This window comes from Tabrizicola sp. (genome assembly GCF_030373185.1).
Classification (GTDB): Bacteria; Pseudomonadota; Alphaproteobacteria; order Rhodobacterales; family Rhodobacteraceae; genus Tabrizicola.
The window spans coordinates 136049-151256 of the sequence record NZ_JAUCZH010000004.1; the positions used below are offsets into that span (position 1 = coordinate 136049).

At 65.1% G+C, this 15208-nt stretch carries 16 protein-coding genes; 13 read left to right on the forward strand and 3 right to left on the reverse strand.

Going from position 1 to position 15208, the window contains the following annotated elements; genetic code table 11:
• Positions 1 to 49: 49 nt before the first annotated feature.
• From QUV21_RS08915 to hisH, 10 genes are read left to right on the forward strand one after another with little or no spacing between them, the layout of a single operon-like run.
• Positions 50 to 1030, forward strand: a complete 981-nt coding sequence (locus QUV21_RS08915) for an NAD-dependent 4,6-dehydratase LegB (RefSeq protein WP_300854319.1) — start codon at positions 50 to 52, stop codon at positions 1028 to 1030.
• Entirely contained in the window at positions 1023 to 2159 is a 1137-nt protein-coding gene (locus QUV21_RS08920; RefSeq protein WP_300854321.1) for a LegC family aminotransferase, read from the forward strand. The genes QUV21_RS08915 and QUV21_RS08920 overlap by 8 nt, the downstream gene beginning before the upstream one ends.
• On the forward strand, positions 2159 to 3322 hold the full coding sequence (neuC, locus tag QUV21_RS08925) for a UDP-N-acetylglucosamine 2-epimerase (protein WP_300854323.1): 1164 nt from the start codon (positions 2159 to 2161) through the stop codon (positions 3320 to 3322). The genes QUV21_RS08920 and neuC overlap by 1 nt, the downstream gene beginning before the upstream one ends.
• Positions 3319 to 4383 carry an N-acetylneuraminate synthase gene (gene neuB, locus QUV21_RS08930; protein ID WP_300854325.1) on the forward strand — a complete coding sequence of 355 codons (1065 nt, stop codon included), beginning with the start codon at positions 3319 to 3321 and terminating at the stop codon, positions 4381 to 4383. Before neuC ends, neuB begins: the two co-directional genes overlap by 4 nt.
• Entirely contained in the window at positions 4380 to 5015 is a 636-nt protein-coding gene (locus tag QUV21_RS08935) for an acetyltransferase (RefSeq protein ID WP_300854328.1), read from the forward strand. The genes neuB and QUV21_RS08935 overlap by 4 nt, the downstream gene beginning before the upstream one ends.
• Positions 5012 to 6070, forward strand: a complete 1059-nt coding sequence (locus QUV21_RS08940) for a nucleotidyltransferase family protein (protein ID WP_300854330.1) — start codon at positions 5012 to 5014, stop codon at positions 6068 to 6070. The genes QUV21_RS08935 and QUV21_RS08940 overlap by 4 nt, the downstream gene beginning before the upstream one ends.
• Complete coding sequence (locus QUV21_RS08945) at positions 6063 to 6923, forward strand: hypothetical protein (protein WP_300854332.1); 861 nt, start codon at positions 6063 to 6065, stop codon at positions 6921 to 6923. Before QUV21_RS08940 ends, QUV21_RS08945 begins: the two co-directional genes overlap by 8 nt.
• Before the next feature lie 42 nt (positions 6924 to 6965).
• A complete protein-coding gene (locus QUV21_RS08950; protein ID WP_300854334.1) occupies positions 6966 to 8129 on the forward strand; it encodes an N-acetyl sugar amidotransferase in 1164 nt (387 codons plus the stop codon).
• Positions 8129 to 8869 (forward strand): imidazole glycerol phosphate synthase subunit HisF, encoded by a 741-nt coding sequence (locus QUV21_RS08955; RefSeq protein WP_300854336.1) that lies wholly within the window; start codon positions 8129 to 8131, stop codon positions 8867 to 8869. The genes QUV21_RS08950 and QUV21_RS08955 overlap by 1 nt, the downstream gene beginning before the upstream one ends.
• Entirely contained in the window at positions 8866 to 9504 is a 639-nt protein-coding gene (gene hisH, locus QUV21_RS08960) for an imidazole glycerol phosphate synthase subunit HisH (protein WP_300854338.1), read from the forward strand. The genes QUV21_RS08955 and hisH overlap by 4 nt, the downstream gene beginning before the upstream one ends.
• 4 nt (positions 9505 to 9508) lie before the next feature.
• On the opposite strand, the gene QUV21_RS08965 is transcribed toward hisH, so the two are convergent.
• The gene (locus QUV21_RS08965) at positions 9509 to 10471 is read right to left on the reverse strand and encodes a Gfo/Idh/MocA family oxidoreductase (RefSeq protein WP_300854340.1); all 963 of its coding nucleotides are present in this window, start codon (positions 10469 to 10471) and stop codon (positions 9509 to 9511) included.
• A 12-nt stretch (positions 10472 to 10483) separates the two neighbouring features.
• On the reverse strand, positions 10484 to 11533 hold the full coding sequence (locus QUV21_RS08970) for a Gfo/Idh/MocA family oxidoreductase (RefSeq protein ID WP_300854342.1): 1050 nt from the start codon (positions 11531 to 11533) through the stop codon (positions 10484 to 10486).
• Positions 11534 to 11619: 86 nt separating this feature from the next.
• On the opposite strand from QUV21_RS08970, the gene QUV21_RS08975 reads away from it, so the two are divergent.
• Together QUV21_RS08975 and QUV21_RS08980 are read left to right on the forward strand one after the other, a co-directional pair.
• Positions 11620 to 11949, forward strand: coding sequence for a hypothetical protein (locus QUV21_RS08975; RefSeq protein WP_300854344.1), 330 nt, complete (start codon positions 11620 to 11622; stop codon positions 11947 to 11949).
• 42 nt (positions 11950 to 11991) lie between these two features.
• On the forward strand, positions 11992 to 12477 hold the full coding sequence (locus QUV21_RS08980) for a hypothetical protein (protein WP_300854345.1): 486 nt from the start codon (positions 11992 to 11994) through the stop codon (positions 12475 to 12477).
• Here the strand turns inward: QUV21_RS08980 and QUV21_RS08985 are convergent.
• Positions 12459 to 14447 carry an acyltransferase family protein gene (locus QUV21_RS08985; protein WP_300854346.1) on the reverse strand — a complete coding sequence of 663 codons (1989 nt, stop codon included), beginning with the start codon at positions 14445 to 14447 and terminating at the stop codon, positions 12459 to 12461. The two genes, QUV21_RS08980 and QUV21_RS08985, sit on opposite strands and share 19 nt — an antisense overlap.
• A 206-nt stretch (positions 14448 to 14653) precedes the next feature.
• Here QUV21_RS08985 and QUV21_RS08990 point away from each other — a divergent pair, with 206 nt between their 5' ends.
• A complete protein-coding gene (locus QUV21_RS08990) occupies positions 14654 to 15187 on the forward strand; it encodes an SIS domain-containing protein (protein ID WP_366907776.1) in 534 nt (177 codons plus the stop codon).
• Positions 15188 to 15208: the final 21 nt, after the last annotated feature.

The window sequence follows — 15208 nt, forward strand, 5'->3', positions numbered from 1 at the left end:
TCTGGTCAACTTGCGGCGGTTCCGGAAATGGGTGACGAAGGGCAGGTCTATGGCACATTTTCTGGTCACCGGGGCGGATGGGTTCATCGGATCGCATCTGGTGGAAATGCTGGTCTGCGAGGGTCATCAGGTGCGGGCTCTGGCACAATACAACTCCTTCAACTCATGGGGGTGGCTGGATCACATCTCGTGCCGTGACCAGATCGAGGTGGTGGCAGGCGACGTGCGCGATGCGCAGTTCTGCAACAATATCGCGCGCGGCATCGACACGGTGTTTCACCTTGCCGCCCTGATTGCTATTCCCTACTCCTATGCCGCCCCAGACAGCTATGTGGAAACCAACGTGCGCGGCACGTTGAATATCTGTCAGGCTGCGCTGAACGCAGGTTGTGCAAGGGTAATCCACACTTCGACCTCCGAAGTCTACGGCACTGCCCGGTACGTACCAATGGACGAGTCGCACCCTTTTCAGCCGCAATCGCCCTATTCGGCCTCGAAGATCGGGGCTGATGCCATAGCAATGAGTTTTTTCAACGCCTTCGATCTGCCGTTGACCATTGCGCGGCCTTTCAACACCTACGGGCCGCGCCAATCGGCGCGCGCGGTGATTCCTACAATCATCACTCAGATCGCGGCCGGGGTACGTGAAATCAAATTGGGCGATCTGACACCGACGCGAGATTTCAACTATGTGCTGGACACCTGTAGGGGACTTCTGGCGTTGGCCAATACGCAAGGCGCGGTCGGACAGACGGTCAATATTGGATCGAATTACGAGATATCCGTCGGCGATACTTTGCGCATGATTCGCGACATCATGGGATCCGACGTCGAGTTTGTCCAAGATGTCGCCCGCATACGGCCAGGGAAATCAGAGGTGTTCCGTCTGTGGTGCGACAACACCTGTATCCGCGATCTTACCGGCTTTGTCCCTGCATGGACGATCCGTGCCGGGCTTGAGGCGACGGTAGCGTGGTTTATGGACTCGGCCAATCTAGCTAACTACAAGGCGGACCGATACAATGTTTGAGGCGCTGATCGCTGCCGTGCGCGACCACTATCGCACCACGGGGCCGATCCCACTGCATGCGCCGGTCTTCGCGGGCAATGAACAGGCCTATGTCGCCGAAACCATCCAGTCCACCTTCGTGTCCTCGGTCGGGTCCTTTGTCGACCGATTCGAGGCGGACATGGCCGCCTTGACCGGCGCAGGCCGGGCGGTGGCGGTGGTCAACGGTACGGCGGCACTGCACATAGCCTTGCGGCTGGCAGGCGTGGGGCCGGGCGATCTGGTCATCACCCAGCCGTTAACCTTTGTCGCCACCTGCAACGCCATCGCCTATGCCGGGGCCGATCCGGTGTTCTGCGATGTCGACCGGACCACGCTGGGCCTGTCGCCCGAAGCGGTTGAAGGCTGGCTGACCGACAATGCCCGCATCGGCACGGATGGCCTGGCGCGTCTGGGCGAACGGGTGATCCGGGCCTGCGTGCCGATGCACACCTTTGGCCATCCGGTGCGGCTGGCCGAGCTGGCCAATGTCTGCGCCCGCTGGGGGCTGGTGTTGGTCGAGGATGCGGCGGAATCGCTAGGCTCTACCTATCGCGGGCAGCATACCGGCACCATCGGGCGGCTGGGTAGCCAAAGCTTCAACGGCAACAAGATCCTGACCACCGGCGGCGGCGGCATGATCCTGGCCGATGCCGCCCTGGGCGCGCGGGCCAAGCACGTGACCACCACCGCCAAGGTGCCGCATCCTTTCGAATACGTGCATGACGAACTGGGCTGGAACTACCGCATGCCCAACATCAACGCGGCGCTGGGCGTGGCACAGCTGGAACGGCTTGGCGCGTTTGTGGCCGAAAAGCGCGCGCTGGCGCAGCATTACATCGACGGGCTGGCCGGTCTGGCCGAGGTGGTGCGCGAACCTGAAGGTTGCCGGTCGAATTATTGGCTGAACGCGTTGGTTTGCGACGATATGGCGATGCGCGATGCGCTGCTGGCGGCGACCAATGCCGCCGGGGTGATGACCCGACCGATCTGGGCGCTGATGACCACGCTGCCGATGTACGCCGGTGCGCCGCGCGGGTCGCTGCCCATGGCAGAATGGCTGGCGGCGCGAGTGGTCAACCTGCCGTCGGGCATCCGGGGGGGCGGCTGATGCGCAAGGTTGCGGTCTTTACCGGCACGCGGGCCGAGTATGGGCTGTTGTCGAGGCTGATGCGGCTGCTGCGCGACGATCCGGCGACCGAGTTGCAGGTGATTGCTGCTGCTGCCCATTTCGCCCCCGAATTCGGCGAAACATGGCGCGCGATCGAGGCGGACGGCATGACCATCGCCGCCCGGGTGGAAATGCTGCTGGCCTCGGACAGCCGGGTGGGCGTGGCCAAGTCGCTGGGGCTGGGAACCATCGGCATGGCCGATGCGCTGGAACGGTTGCGCCCGGATGTGCTGGTCATTCTGGGCGATCGGTTCGAGGCGCTGGCAGCGGCGCAAGTGGCGCTGATCCTTGGCATCCCCATTGCCCATGTTCATGGCGGCGAGATCACGGCAGGCGCCTATGACGATGCTATCCGCCATGCCATCAGCAAGATGGCGACCTGGCATTTTGTCGCCGCCGCACCTTACCGCACCCGGGTGATCCGCATGGGCACGCCGCCTGACCGGGTGTTCACCGTCGGCGCGCCGGGGCTGGACGAGCTGGTAGCCGGGGCTGTCGTTGACCCCGCGGCGTTGGCGGGGCTGGGGCTTGCGCTGGACGGGGCCTATGCGCTGGCAACTTGGCATCCGCCGACCGCCACGGGCGAGGACCCGGTGGCAGGGTTGTCGGCGATCTTGACCGCGCTGGACGCGTGGCCCGACCTGCCGGTGATCTGGACCTATCCCAATGCCGACAACGGCGGACGCGCGATCATTGCCGCGCTTGAGGACTGGGTTGCAGCGAACCGTGCCCGCGCGGTGGCCGTACCTTCGCTGGGCTTTGCCCGGTATCGTGCCGCTCTGGCGGGGGCAGCGGTAGTGCTGGGCAATTCTTCGTCCGGGGTGATCGAGGCGCCGTCCTTTGGCGTTCCAGTGCTGAACATCGGCGACCGGCAGGCAGGGCGGCTGGCGGCGGCCTCGGTCCGGCATGTGGCGGCGGAACCGAGGGCGATCCAAGCCGCGCTGGAAAATGCCTTGCAACCGGCCGCGCGCGCTGCGGCCGCGCAGGCGATCAACCCCTATGGGCAGGGCCGGGCCGCCGAGGCGATGCTCACCATCCTGCGCGATGCGCCGATCCCGTGCGATCTGCCCTTTCACGACGGCCCGGACGGAGTGCCCGCATGACCCGCTGCTATGTCATCGCCGAGGCCGGAGTAAATCACAACGGGCAGCTCAATCTGGCGCAGGCGCTGGTGGATGCCGCTGCCGATGCCGGGGCCGATGCGGTCAAGTTCCAGACCTTCCGCGCCGATGCGCTGGCCTTGGACTCGGCCCCCAAGGCAGCCTATCAGGACTGCCAGATCGGGGCGGAAACCAGCCAGCACGCCATGCTCAAGGCACTGGAACTGCCCGAGGACTGGCACGCCGCATTGCAGGCCCGCGCCCAGGCGCGGGGCATCGACTTTCTGTCCACGGCTTTTGACTTTGCCAGCCTTGGCTTTCTGGAAACGCTGGACCTGCCCTTTTACAAGGTGCCGTCGGGCGAATTGACCAACGCGCCGCTGCTGTGGCGCTTTGCCCGCACGGGGCGGCCTCTGGTTGTCTCGACCGGAATGGCGACCTTGTCCGAGGTGGAACAGGCGCTGGCCGTGATCGCCCATGCCCGGGCGCATGCCTGCGAACCGCACGCCATGGTCGAGGTCTGGCAGGCTTGGGCCGATGCGCGCGGACAGGCGGACGGCGTGACGCTGCTGCATTGCACCTCGTTGTATCCGACCCCGGTGGCCGAGGCGAACTTGGCGGCCATGGGCACGCTGGCTGCCGCCTTCGGCCTGCCGGTGGGCTATTCTGACCACACCCAAGGCATCACCGTGCCGCTGGCTGCGGTGGCGCTGGGGGCGCGGGTGATCGAAAAGCACCTGACAACCGACCGCAGCCTTCCCGGGCCAGATCATGCCGCATCACTGGAACCGGCCGAGTTTGCGGCCATGGTGCATGCCATCCGCGATGTCTGCGCCGCGATGGGGCAGGCCGCCAAGGTGCCGCAGCCCGGCGAGTGGGACACCCGCCGCGCTGCGCGCCAGCGCCTTGTCGCCGCCCGCGACATTCCCGCTGGAGCGGTTCTGACGCGCGAGGATCTGACGACCGCGCGCGCTGCCCAAGGGCGCGTGGCGGCTAACCTGTGGGACATGATCGGCCAGACCACCACCCGCCCGCATGCCCGTGGCGACGGGATTGGACCATGACGGGCGATGCCATCCTGCTGGGGGCTGGCGGCCATGCCCGCGTGGTGCGAGCATTGGCAGAAGCCCTGGGCTGGTGGATCATCGGCGTTTGCGACCCGGCGCTGGCAGCGGGTGCTTATTGGGAGGGGCTGCTGGTTCTGGGCGGGGACGAGGCGCTGGACGGTCGGAACCCGGGGCAGATGGCCTTGCTGAACGGGCTGGGCAAGATGCCCGGCCAATCCGCCCGGCACCGGGTGCAGCAGGTGCACGCGGCGCGCGGCTTTGCCTTTCCGGCGCTGGTGCATCCGGCTGCTTGGGTCGCCCCGGATGCGCGGTTGGGTGCAGGGGTGCAGGTGATGGCAGGGGCCGTGGTGCAACCGGGTTGCACGCTGGGGCCGGGCTGCATCGTCAACACCCGCGCCGGGCTGGACCATGACGCCACGCTGGGCGCCGATGTACATCTGGCCCCAGGGGTCACAGTCTGCGGCGGGGTCCATGTCGGTGATGGCGCCTTCATCGGGGCAGGGGCTACGGTGATTCAGGGCTGCCGCATCGGCGCGGGGGCCATGGTTGCCGCCGGGTCCGTGGTGGCCGCCGACCTGCCCCCCGGCGCCCGCCACCCGCGCGCGGGTCACGAAAGGACAGCAATATGAGCGAACCGGACTGGACCGCCACGCTGATCGGCCCCGATGCCGACCTGCATGCCGCCATCGCCCATCTTGACCGGGCAGGCCAGCAAATCCTGGTGGTGGTGGACCCGGCCCGCCGCCTGCTAGGCACGCTGACCGATGGCGACGTACGCCGCGCGCTGCTGCGCGGCCTAAGCCTTGCGTCGCGGGTAGAGGAGGCGATGTCGCGCACGCCGATGGTGGTCGGGCCGGACCTTGACCGCGGGTCGGTGCTGAACCTGATGCGGGTCAACAAGCTGCGGCAACTGCCCGTCCTCGATGCGGCTGGGCGGGTCGCGGGGCTGCATGTCTGGGATCAGGTGCTGGCCGCCCCGGCGCGCGACAACCTGATCGTTCTGATGGCCGGCGGTTTCGGCAAGCGGATGATGCCCTTTACAGAGACCGTGCCCAAACCCATGCTTGAAGTCGCGGGCAAGCCCTTGCTGCAACACGCGCTAGAGCGCGCGCAGGCCGACGGGTTCCGCCGATTCCTCATCAGCCTGCATTACCTGCCAGATGTCATCCGCGGCCATTTCGGCGATGGCAGCGCCTTTGGCGTCGAGATCGACTATGTGTTCGAGGATACGCCCCTTGGCACAGCCGGTGCGCTGTCGTTGATTGCGGACGGGCCCGCGCTGCCCTTTGTCGTGGCCAATGGCGACGTGCTGACGGATGTGCGCTTTTCCGACATGCTGGAGTTTCACAGCAGTTTCGATGCGGCTGCGACGATGGCGGTGCGCGAACACCAGTATCACAATCCCTTTGGCGTGGTGCAGACCGACGGCATGGTGATCACCGGCTTCGAGGAAAAGCCGATCTGGCGTACCCGGATCAATGCCGGGCTTTATGTCCTCAACCCCGGTGCGCTGGATCTGCTTGTGCAGGGCGAGCATTGCAACATGCCCACGCTGTTTGACCGGCTGCGGCACCGCGGCGCGCGCACGATTGTCTATCCGATGCACGAGACCTGGATGGATGTGGGCAACCCGCAAGACCTGCTCAAGGCCAATCGCGCGCTGGACGGAATTCGAAATGACTGACCATCCAGCAGGACTTGCGGCCCGAGTTCACTTATTACTTACTTCGATGCGCTATGCCGCCGCCGTTAGAGCAACTCGCGACCAGGACTGCACGCCGCTTGAAAGGCTGCGTGCTCGCACGTCGAAATCGGTGTTCACGATTGTTGGGCCAGGGGCTACGATTAATGACCTCGGCCATGCTGAACGGGCCGTAATGGCCGCCGGTGTCACCGCAGCAGTTAACATGGCTGCTCTTGCGTCGATGGACTTCGACCTTTGCTCTCTGGAGGCCATGACCAACCGCGCAGATCATCATGCTTACCGCGTTTCCTTGCTCGCTAAGTCGCGCCTACCGCTCTTGTGGTTCCAAGACCGTGCACGCCATGCCAGCCCATTCGTAGATGAACTGGATCAGGAATTCGGTCTGTATCGATATCGAAGGGCTTCGGTATCTATTGAGCGCGACCTTGGCACCTTCCGCTTCATCTTGAACCGCTTCATGCTGCCACGAGTGCTCGAGCGTCCCAACTTGCGGGTCAGCTTCGCTCTGACAGGGTCCATAGCGCGACTGACGCTGCTTGCACTCTCCTTGGGTTATCGCGACATCCGCTTTGCCGGGGTCGATCTTGGCTCTACCGCATACTTCTGGTTGGAAAGACCGCAGGAAATGGTAGCTTCAGAACTTTCGGCCGAGTATCAACGCATGTCGCCGGGCGCCCTGCGCATGGGTGGTGGTGGCAGCGTTCCTAATCTCTTCGAGTTTTTGCAGGCGCTCTTGGATGAAGTTCCAGGATTGCAGTTCCAAACCTTTGATCCCAGGGGACGATCTCGCTTGACCCCGTTTCTTTACCAACAGAGTAGATACAAACAATGATCGGCATTTCAGGCCACGTCCACCCGCGACAGGAGTAAGAACATGGAAAACAGGAACGTCCGCGGAAGATACAACCTACCCGAGCAGGTTAGGTTCTGTAAGAAATGCGTGATTTCCAACCAGCGCCCGCGTATCACATTCAATGAGCAAGGGGTTTGCTCGGCTTGCGAGTACGCCGAATTCAAGCGTAGCGGCATTGATTGGGACCTGCGGGAACAGGAGCTCAGGGAGCTATGCGACCGTCACCGCCGCACGGATGGCGCGTTCGACGTCATCGTACCCTGTTCCGGTGGTAAAGACGGCAGTTATGTTGCCCATTTGCTGAAACACCATTACGGAATGAACCCGCTAACGGTGACATGGGCGCCTCTCAAGGCGACGACGCATGGACGGCGCAATCTGGATGCATTTATTGCGTCTGGCTTTTCCAATATTATGGGTACACCCGACGGCAAAGTGACTCGCAAGCTGACGCAACTGGCCACTCTTCATTTAGGCGATCCGTTCCAGCCCTTCATCTATGGTCAGACCAACTTCCCACTCCAAGTAGCCGTACGTTTCGGTGTGCCTTTGATTGTGTACGGCGAGAATGGAGAAGTGGAATACGGCGGGGACATGAAGAACGCCTTCCGTCCAACACGCGAAATACAAGATCATGACAAACATTACTTTTCCGGACTCCCGCCAGAGTTTTGGGTGAGATATGGCGTTTCGGAGACCGACTTGTATTCCTTCCGCGCCCCACCTTATGCGGAGATCGTCCGAAACAAAACGGAGATTCACTTCTTAGGTTACTACAAGATGTGGGATCCGCAAGAAAACTTCTATTACTGTGCTCAGCATACTGGCTTCCAGCCGAATGACGTTCGTTCGGAAGGGACATACTCCAAGTACGCAAGCCTCGATGATCAGATCGATGGATTCCACTATTACTTGGGATATGTTAAGTTCGGGATTGGGCGGTGCACATCGGATGCTGCTCACGAAGTGCGCGATGGCAAGATCGACCGAAGCGAGGCCGTTGCGCTTGTGCGCAAGTTCGATGGAGAGTTCCCGTCACGCTATTTCAAAGAGTTTCTTGAGTATTGTGACATATCGTCTGAACAGTTTGCCGAGATCGTCGATAGCTGGCGGGCCGATCATATCTGGCGTCGCACCAACGAAGGCTGGGCGCTGCGCCACATGGTCGAGGATATCGAAACCTGATGCCTGCCCGGCTGATCGCACGACTTGACATCAAGGGGCCGAACCTGATCAAGGGCGTGCAGATGGAAGGTTTGCGTGTCATGGGCGATCCTTGCGACTTTGCCCGCCGCTACTATGAGGCGGGCGTGGACGAGCTTTTGTACATCGACATCGTCGCCAGCCTCTATGGCCGCTCCAAGCTGACCGAGGTGGTGCGCCGCACGGCGCAGGATGTGTTCGTGCCGATGACGGTGGGCGGCGGCATCCGCACGCTGGACGATGTGACCGACCTGTTGCGCGCGGGCGCGGACAAGGTTGCTATCAACACCGCCGCGGTCAAGACGCCCGAACTGATCACGCAGGTGGCCCGTCGCTTCGGGTCGCAATGCATGGTGCTGTCAATCGAGGCCAAGGCCATGGGGCCCGGCAAGTGGGAGGTCTATACCGAAACCGGGCGCGAGCATTCGGGCCTCGATGTGGTGGACTGGGTGCGCCGCGGCGTCGATCTGGGGGCGGGCGAGGTGCTGGTGACATCCATCGACCGCGAAGGCGGGCGCAAGGGCTATGACACCGGCCTAATCGCCGCCATATCAGCGGCGGTCGATGTGCCGGTCATCGCCAGCGGCGGTTATGGCCGAACCGGCGATCTGGCGGCGGCGCTGGGGGCCGGGGCCGATGCGGTGGCGGTGGCCGATGCCTTGCACTACGGGCGCAAGACCATGGCCGATCTGCGGGCCGAGCTGGCTGGAGGGGCGGCATGAAGGTCGCGGTGATCGACTATGGCATGGGCAACCTGTTCTCGGTCCGCCGCGCGCTGGACGTGGCGGGGGCGGCAGAGATCGACGTGACCGCCGATCCGGCGCGCCTGGCGCTGGCCGACCGAGTGGTGCTGCCCGGAGTCGGGGCCTTTGCCGATGGCATGGCGGGGCTGACGGCGGGGGGCTTCGTGCCTGCCATCCGCGCCTCGGTCGCCGAAGGGCGGCCCTTGCTGGGCATCTGCCTTGGGATGCAGATGCTGATGGATGCGTCCGAAGAATTCGGCCTAACCCCCGGGCTGGGCCTGATCCCCGGCCCAGTGCGCGCGATTGTCTGCGGACGTGCCGATGGCGGGCGCCGCAAGCTGCCTGCAATCGGCTGGTTTCCCTTGGCCCCAGCGGGGGCGAATGGTTGGGATGGTTCGGTTCTGGCCGACCTTGCGCCGCAGACGCCGGTTTACTTCCTGCATTCCTTCCATGCCGAACCGCAGGACGGCGCGCATCTGCTGGCTGCCTATGACCACGATGGCCTGCGCGTCACCGCTGCCGTGCGCCGGGGGGTTGTGACGGGCACGCAGTTTCATCCGGAAAAATCGGGGCCAGCCGGTCTGGCCATCCTGCGCCGGTTCCTGCTGGGCTAGGCCGCTACAGCGCGCCTGTCAGCGGGGCAAAGCCGTAAATCGCCGCCACCAGCCGCATTGAACGGGTGGATTCCGCCGGCGTGGCCAGCTGTGCAGGCTTGCCTTGTGCTGCCAGTACCGCCTGTTCGGCCTGATGCCGCAGGCCCGGCTTGTAATCGCTGTCCATCGGGTCGCCGGGCTGTTCTGCCGCACGGCGCTGGCCCCGGGGCTGGATAGTGAATTTCTCCAGCGGCCGCATCTCGTACCGGGCGGAAGGGGTGCCCACAGTGACAACCCAAGGGGCCGGGCCGTTCCAGACCGCCTGATACATCCCCAGATCGCCCGAGGCATAGCGGATCGTGGCCAGCACCACGCCGGGGTTGGCCTGATCCCAGGCCGACGTCACCTCGACCCCGGTGATCGGGCCGCGCCCCAGATGGGTGAAATAGTCGATCAGGTGGATCGAATTGGCGTACATCCAGGTCTGGACAACGGCCTCGGGCGCCTTGACGGCACGTGCCTCGTCCATACTTTGCTGGTCCAGTACCGAAATCAGCCGCGGCCCGTCATCGGTGGCCAGCGCCGCCGCCACCGCCCGGGTCGCGCCATAGCTGCGGCGGTTGAAGGCGACATGCACCCGCGCGCCTGCTGCCTGGGCCACTTCCTCGATGGCCAGCGCATCGGCCAGGTCATAGCCCACGGGCTTTTCGATTAGGCACAGCCAGGGATAGGCAAAGGAAGCCTCGGCCACGCCGCGCGCAGCCAGTTCAGGCACGGCGATGACCAGGATTTCGGCCTTAGTCGCCTGCCACAGGTCCGCCACGCTGTCGTGGACCGTTGCGCCATGTGCATCGGCCAGCGCCTGCGCGCGGTCGCGGCTGCGGCTGTGGACGCCCGCGATGCGCACGTCCGGCAGGCTGGCAAAGGCGCGCGCATGTTCCTGCGCCATGTAGCCTGCACCCACAATGGCAACCCGGATTTCTGACATCGGCGCGCTCCTTCAGGCCCAGTGGAAGATTTCGTCACGCGGCAAGTCGGGGGCATCCAGCCGCACCGTCTGCCCGCCCTTACGATGCGAGGCATGGGCCGCCACCAGACAGGCCAGCGCATGTGCCCCCGCCGCCCCGTCGGGCCAGTCCTGCCCGGCCAGCATTGCCTGCCAGACCGCTGCCGTCGGCACGATGACATCGGCCGGGGCGATGGCGCGGTGTTCGACATCCACCGGCATGCCGTAACGGGTGGTGGGCAGGTCGCGGAATTCGGGCTGGCGTGCGGCCACCTTCATCTCGCCGCGCAATTCGTCCACCACGATCTGCCCGTTGCGGCAGCTGTAGACCACCTGCACGCCCCAACCTGCCTGGGCCGAGAAATCCAGATACAGCGCCACGCCCGAAGCCGTCCGCGCCAGCACCCGGCCCGAGGCATCGTCAAACTGCGCGCCGCGCGGATTGGCCAGTTTCGCGGCCTCGAACCAGGCGGAAACCTCGGCCACATACTCGCCGGTCATGTAGCGGAACATCTCAAAATAATGACTCGCGTTCATCGCCAGCCCGAAATTCGACGCTGCCACCGTGACGGATGCCAGCGGCCCCATCGCCTCGGACCCGGTCAGGGCCTTGACCTCGATATACTGGTCCATGAAGCGCATCTGGTGGTTGATCGCCAGTCGCGCGCCTGCCGCATCGCAGGCTGCGCTCATCGCCTGCGCCTCGGCCAGGGACCGGGCCATCGGCTTTTCGCACAGGATGAAGCGCACGCCTGCCTGCGCCGCGGCCAGCACCAGCGCGGCATGGGCAGGGGCGGTGGTGGCCACCACCAGCGCCTCGGGGCGCAGCGCATCCAGCATGGCGATGCCGTCGGCATGGCAGGCATTGGCCGGAACACCGTAGTCGCGCGCCAGTGTGGCCCGGGCATCGGCCGAAGGGTCGGCCCCGCCGATCACCTGCATGCCCAGACCCTGCGCCGCCTGCACATGGCGCAGCCCCATCCGGCCCAGCCCGATAACGGCGGTCCGCAACCCGGCTGGTGAAACGGCTTTGGTGTCGGTCATCGTTTGGTCCCCTTGCGGCATGGCGCGGGCTTAGCAACTTCCGCCCGGACCGTCCAGTTGCGCCCTTGACTTGGGCGGGGGGCGGCATGCAACGCTATCTGGATCAAGCGATCACGCTCTTGCGGCTGGCGGGGGCACGTTGGCGCACGCGCGGGCAGGATACCGGCCTGATTTCCCAGTATCGCACCACCGACCCGCAGGCGGTGTTCACCATCGTCGGGTCGGGCGCCACGGTAAACGACCTGTCCGAAGCCGAGATGCGCGAGATCGAGGCCGGGGTATCCGCCTGCATCAACATGGCAGGGGTCGCGCCCATCGCTTTTGACATCTATTCGATCGAGGCGATTGCCGATACCCGCCAGTCCGACAGCCTGGCGGCCAAACTGCGCGGGCAGGACAAGCCCGCAATCGTGTAGTTCCAAAAGCGGGACAAGCACGACAGCCCGCAGATCCGTGCCTTGACCGGGGCCTTTCCGACCCATGCCTATGTCCGGGTCAGCGTGTCGGTGCGGCGGCGGCTGGACAGCTATCGGCATGTTCTTCGCACAGTGATCCGGCCGCATGTCTTTGGTCGGCCTGATCTGACGATCAACTTTGCCTTCACTGGGTCGGTGGCGCGGCTTGTGTTGCTGGCCTGTGCGCTGGGGTACCGGCGCATCCGCTTTGTCGGCATCGACCTTGGGTCCACGCCTTATTTCTGGCGGGAAGGCATGGCCTTGCGCGGTGTGGCGCCTTGGGTGGACGTGAACGGCACGTTCAACCCCAAGCCTGATGCCAGCAGCTTTCAAGGCCGCGGCGGCAAGGTGGTGTCGGACCTTTTCGAGTTTCTACGTAGCCTGCACGAAGAGGCCGGGGTCGCGCTGGAATTTTCCACGCTGGACCCCAAGGGCCGCTCGCGCCTGACCGCCTTTTTTCGGGACGAGCTTTACGGCGCGGGCAAATAGGGGGCCAGCGCCTGGACCACCAGTGCGGCGGCGCTGTTGGTCAGATGGTCGGCATCGGCATAAAGCGGTATGCCGCCGCGCGATGCGATGCAGCGCCCCGGCAGGTCGGTGTCGCACAGCAGCGTATCGGGGCGCACCAGTGTCAGGCGCGGATGCGCGGGCAAGGCGGCAAAGGCATCCAGTACCGGCCCGCTGCGCGCGCGGAACCGGTCCGACGCGACCGAAACCACCAGCACCGCCCCCGCGTTGGCCAACGCCGCACGCGCCATGTGCCGCGGCACATGCCAGCCGATCTCTGGCACCGGTGTCACGACGATCACCTGCTTGCCCATGTCCAGCAGGCGTTGCACGCCGGTGGCATAGGCGGCCAGCACGGCCGCCCGGCGCGCGGGTTCATCCTGCGATCCGGGCGGGGCATCGGTGCCTTCGAAGGCAGCGGGGGGAATATCCTCGACCCCGCCTTCGCCATTGTCGAACGGCGTGCCTTCGACGTAAAGCGCGTGGCGGGCGTGCAGGATCACCACCGACAGATCCGCCCGCGCGGCCAGATGATCCAGCACCATGGCGGTATAGCGGTCGCACTGGCTGTCAGCGGCAGCGCGCTGTCGGATGCCCGGCGCCACGGGGCAACCGCTGTAGGTCATCAGCGCCATACCTTGCCCGCGTGCCGTCAGCCATTCGGACAAAGGCACGACCAGCGTATCGGCATGCGAATCCCCGACCAGCGCGCCGATCACCCGGTCGGGGCTGCCGATGATGCAGGCCTCGGCCGGGGCCACAATGCGCGGGCCGTTGGAACTGCAGGTGCGGCGCAAGGGGTTGCGGTCATCCTCGGCGGCAAGGATCGCCAGAATGGCCGGATCGAACCGGCCCGGCAGGCCTTTGGCCACCACCAGCCCCGCCCCCGCTGCAACCATCGCCACCGATACGGCCACCACCAGCGGCACCGCCCAGCGATACCAGCGCGTGCCAGGGCGGCGAAAGGGCTGTTCCACCAGATGCCAGCTTGCCACCGACAAACCCAGGATCAGCGCCACCGCCGCCGCCATGATGACCGGGGCGGGTTCCTCGGTCCGGCCATAGCGCAAGAAGGCCAGAACTGGATTGTGCCACAGATAGAGGCCATAGCTGACCAGCCCCAGCCCCACCATCGGCCGCCAGCCCAGCAGGCGCACTGTCAGCGGCCCGGAGAACAGGATCACCAGCGCCGCACCCAACGTGGGCACCAGCGTCAGCACCCCCGGTAAGGCCATGCCCGCGTGAAACCCCGCCACCGCCGCCGCGATCATCGCCAGACCGCCAAGCGCCAGCCCATCCGATCGTGGCACCGGGCGCATCGCGGTCCAGACAGCGGCCAGCACGCCCAGCAGGATCGTCCAGCCCCGCGTCGGCAAAAGGTAGAATGCCGCCGCCGCATCCTGCCGCAACCACCATTCGGCGGCCGCGATTCCGGCCAGCAGCAGCACCGCCACCGCCCCGGCCACCACCGCCAGCCCAAAGCGCCACAGCAGCGCCAGCACCAGCGGGAACAGCAGATAGAACTGCTCCTCGACCGCAAGGCTCCATATATGCAGTAACGGCTGGGCCTCGGCGGCGCGGTCGAAATAGCCTACGTTGTTTGCCGCGATCATGTTCAGGGTAAAGGTCGCGGCCCCGGCCAGGCTGGCACCGAAATCCTTCAGGTCTTCCGGCAGCATCACAGCCATCGCGACAGGCACGCAAGCCAGACAGACCGTGATCAGCAAAGGCAGGATGCGCCGCGCCCGGCGGGCATAGAAACGGGCATAGCTGAAATCGCCGCGGCTCCGTTCGGCCAGCAGGATTGCGGTGATCAGATAGCCCGAGATGACAAAGAACACGTCCACCCCGACAAAACCGCCAGGCAGCCACGGAACGCCTGCATGAAACAGCACCACCGACAGCACGGCAACCGCGCGCAGGCCGTCAATCTCGGGGCGATGGGTGGTCACGGCGGTTCCTTTCCTGTCGCTGCCGTCTTAGCTGCGTGCGGCGCAAACCGAAAGCGGGCAAACGGCAGGCCGGGGCATGGCGCTTTGCTGCGAAACTGCCTATGAACAGGCAAACGGTCAGGGGTTCGACGGCATGGCGCAGGCAGAGGCCGCGGGGCAGGCTAGATGCTGATGCGGTCGGAATCGCTGCCCGCCGCGTCCTGCGCTTGGAAGGCCAGGCGCTGCTGACGCTGGCCGATGGCCTGCCAGCCGACTTTGCCCCGGTTGTGACAGCCATTCTTGCCATTCCGGGCCGTGTCATCCTGTCAGGCATCGGCAAGTCCGGGCACATCGCCCGCAAGATCGCGGCAACGCTGGCCTCGACCGGAACGCCGTCGTTCTTTGTCCATCCGGCCGAGGCAAGCCATGGCGGTCTGGGCATGGTGACACCTTCGGACCTGTGCATCCTGTTGTCCAACAGCGGCGAGACGCCGGAACTGCGCGATCTGGTTGCGCATTGCACCCGGTTCGGCATTCCGCTGGTCGGACTGTCACGCGAGGTGGAAAGCGCATTGATGCAGGCGGCCGATTACCGCCTGACCATTCTCGACTTGCCCGAAGCCTGCCCGATCGGCATAGCGCCGACCACGTCCACGGCGCTGATGCTGGGGCTGGGCGATGCGCTTGCCGTGGCCCTTATGGAGGCGCGGCGCTTTCGCCCCGAGTGTCCGTCGTCGAGTGATTTGGAACTGCGGGCCTGATCTTGGAGCGGAGAGTTCGGG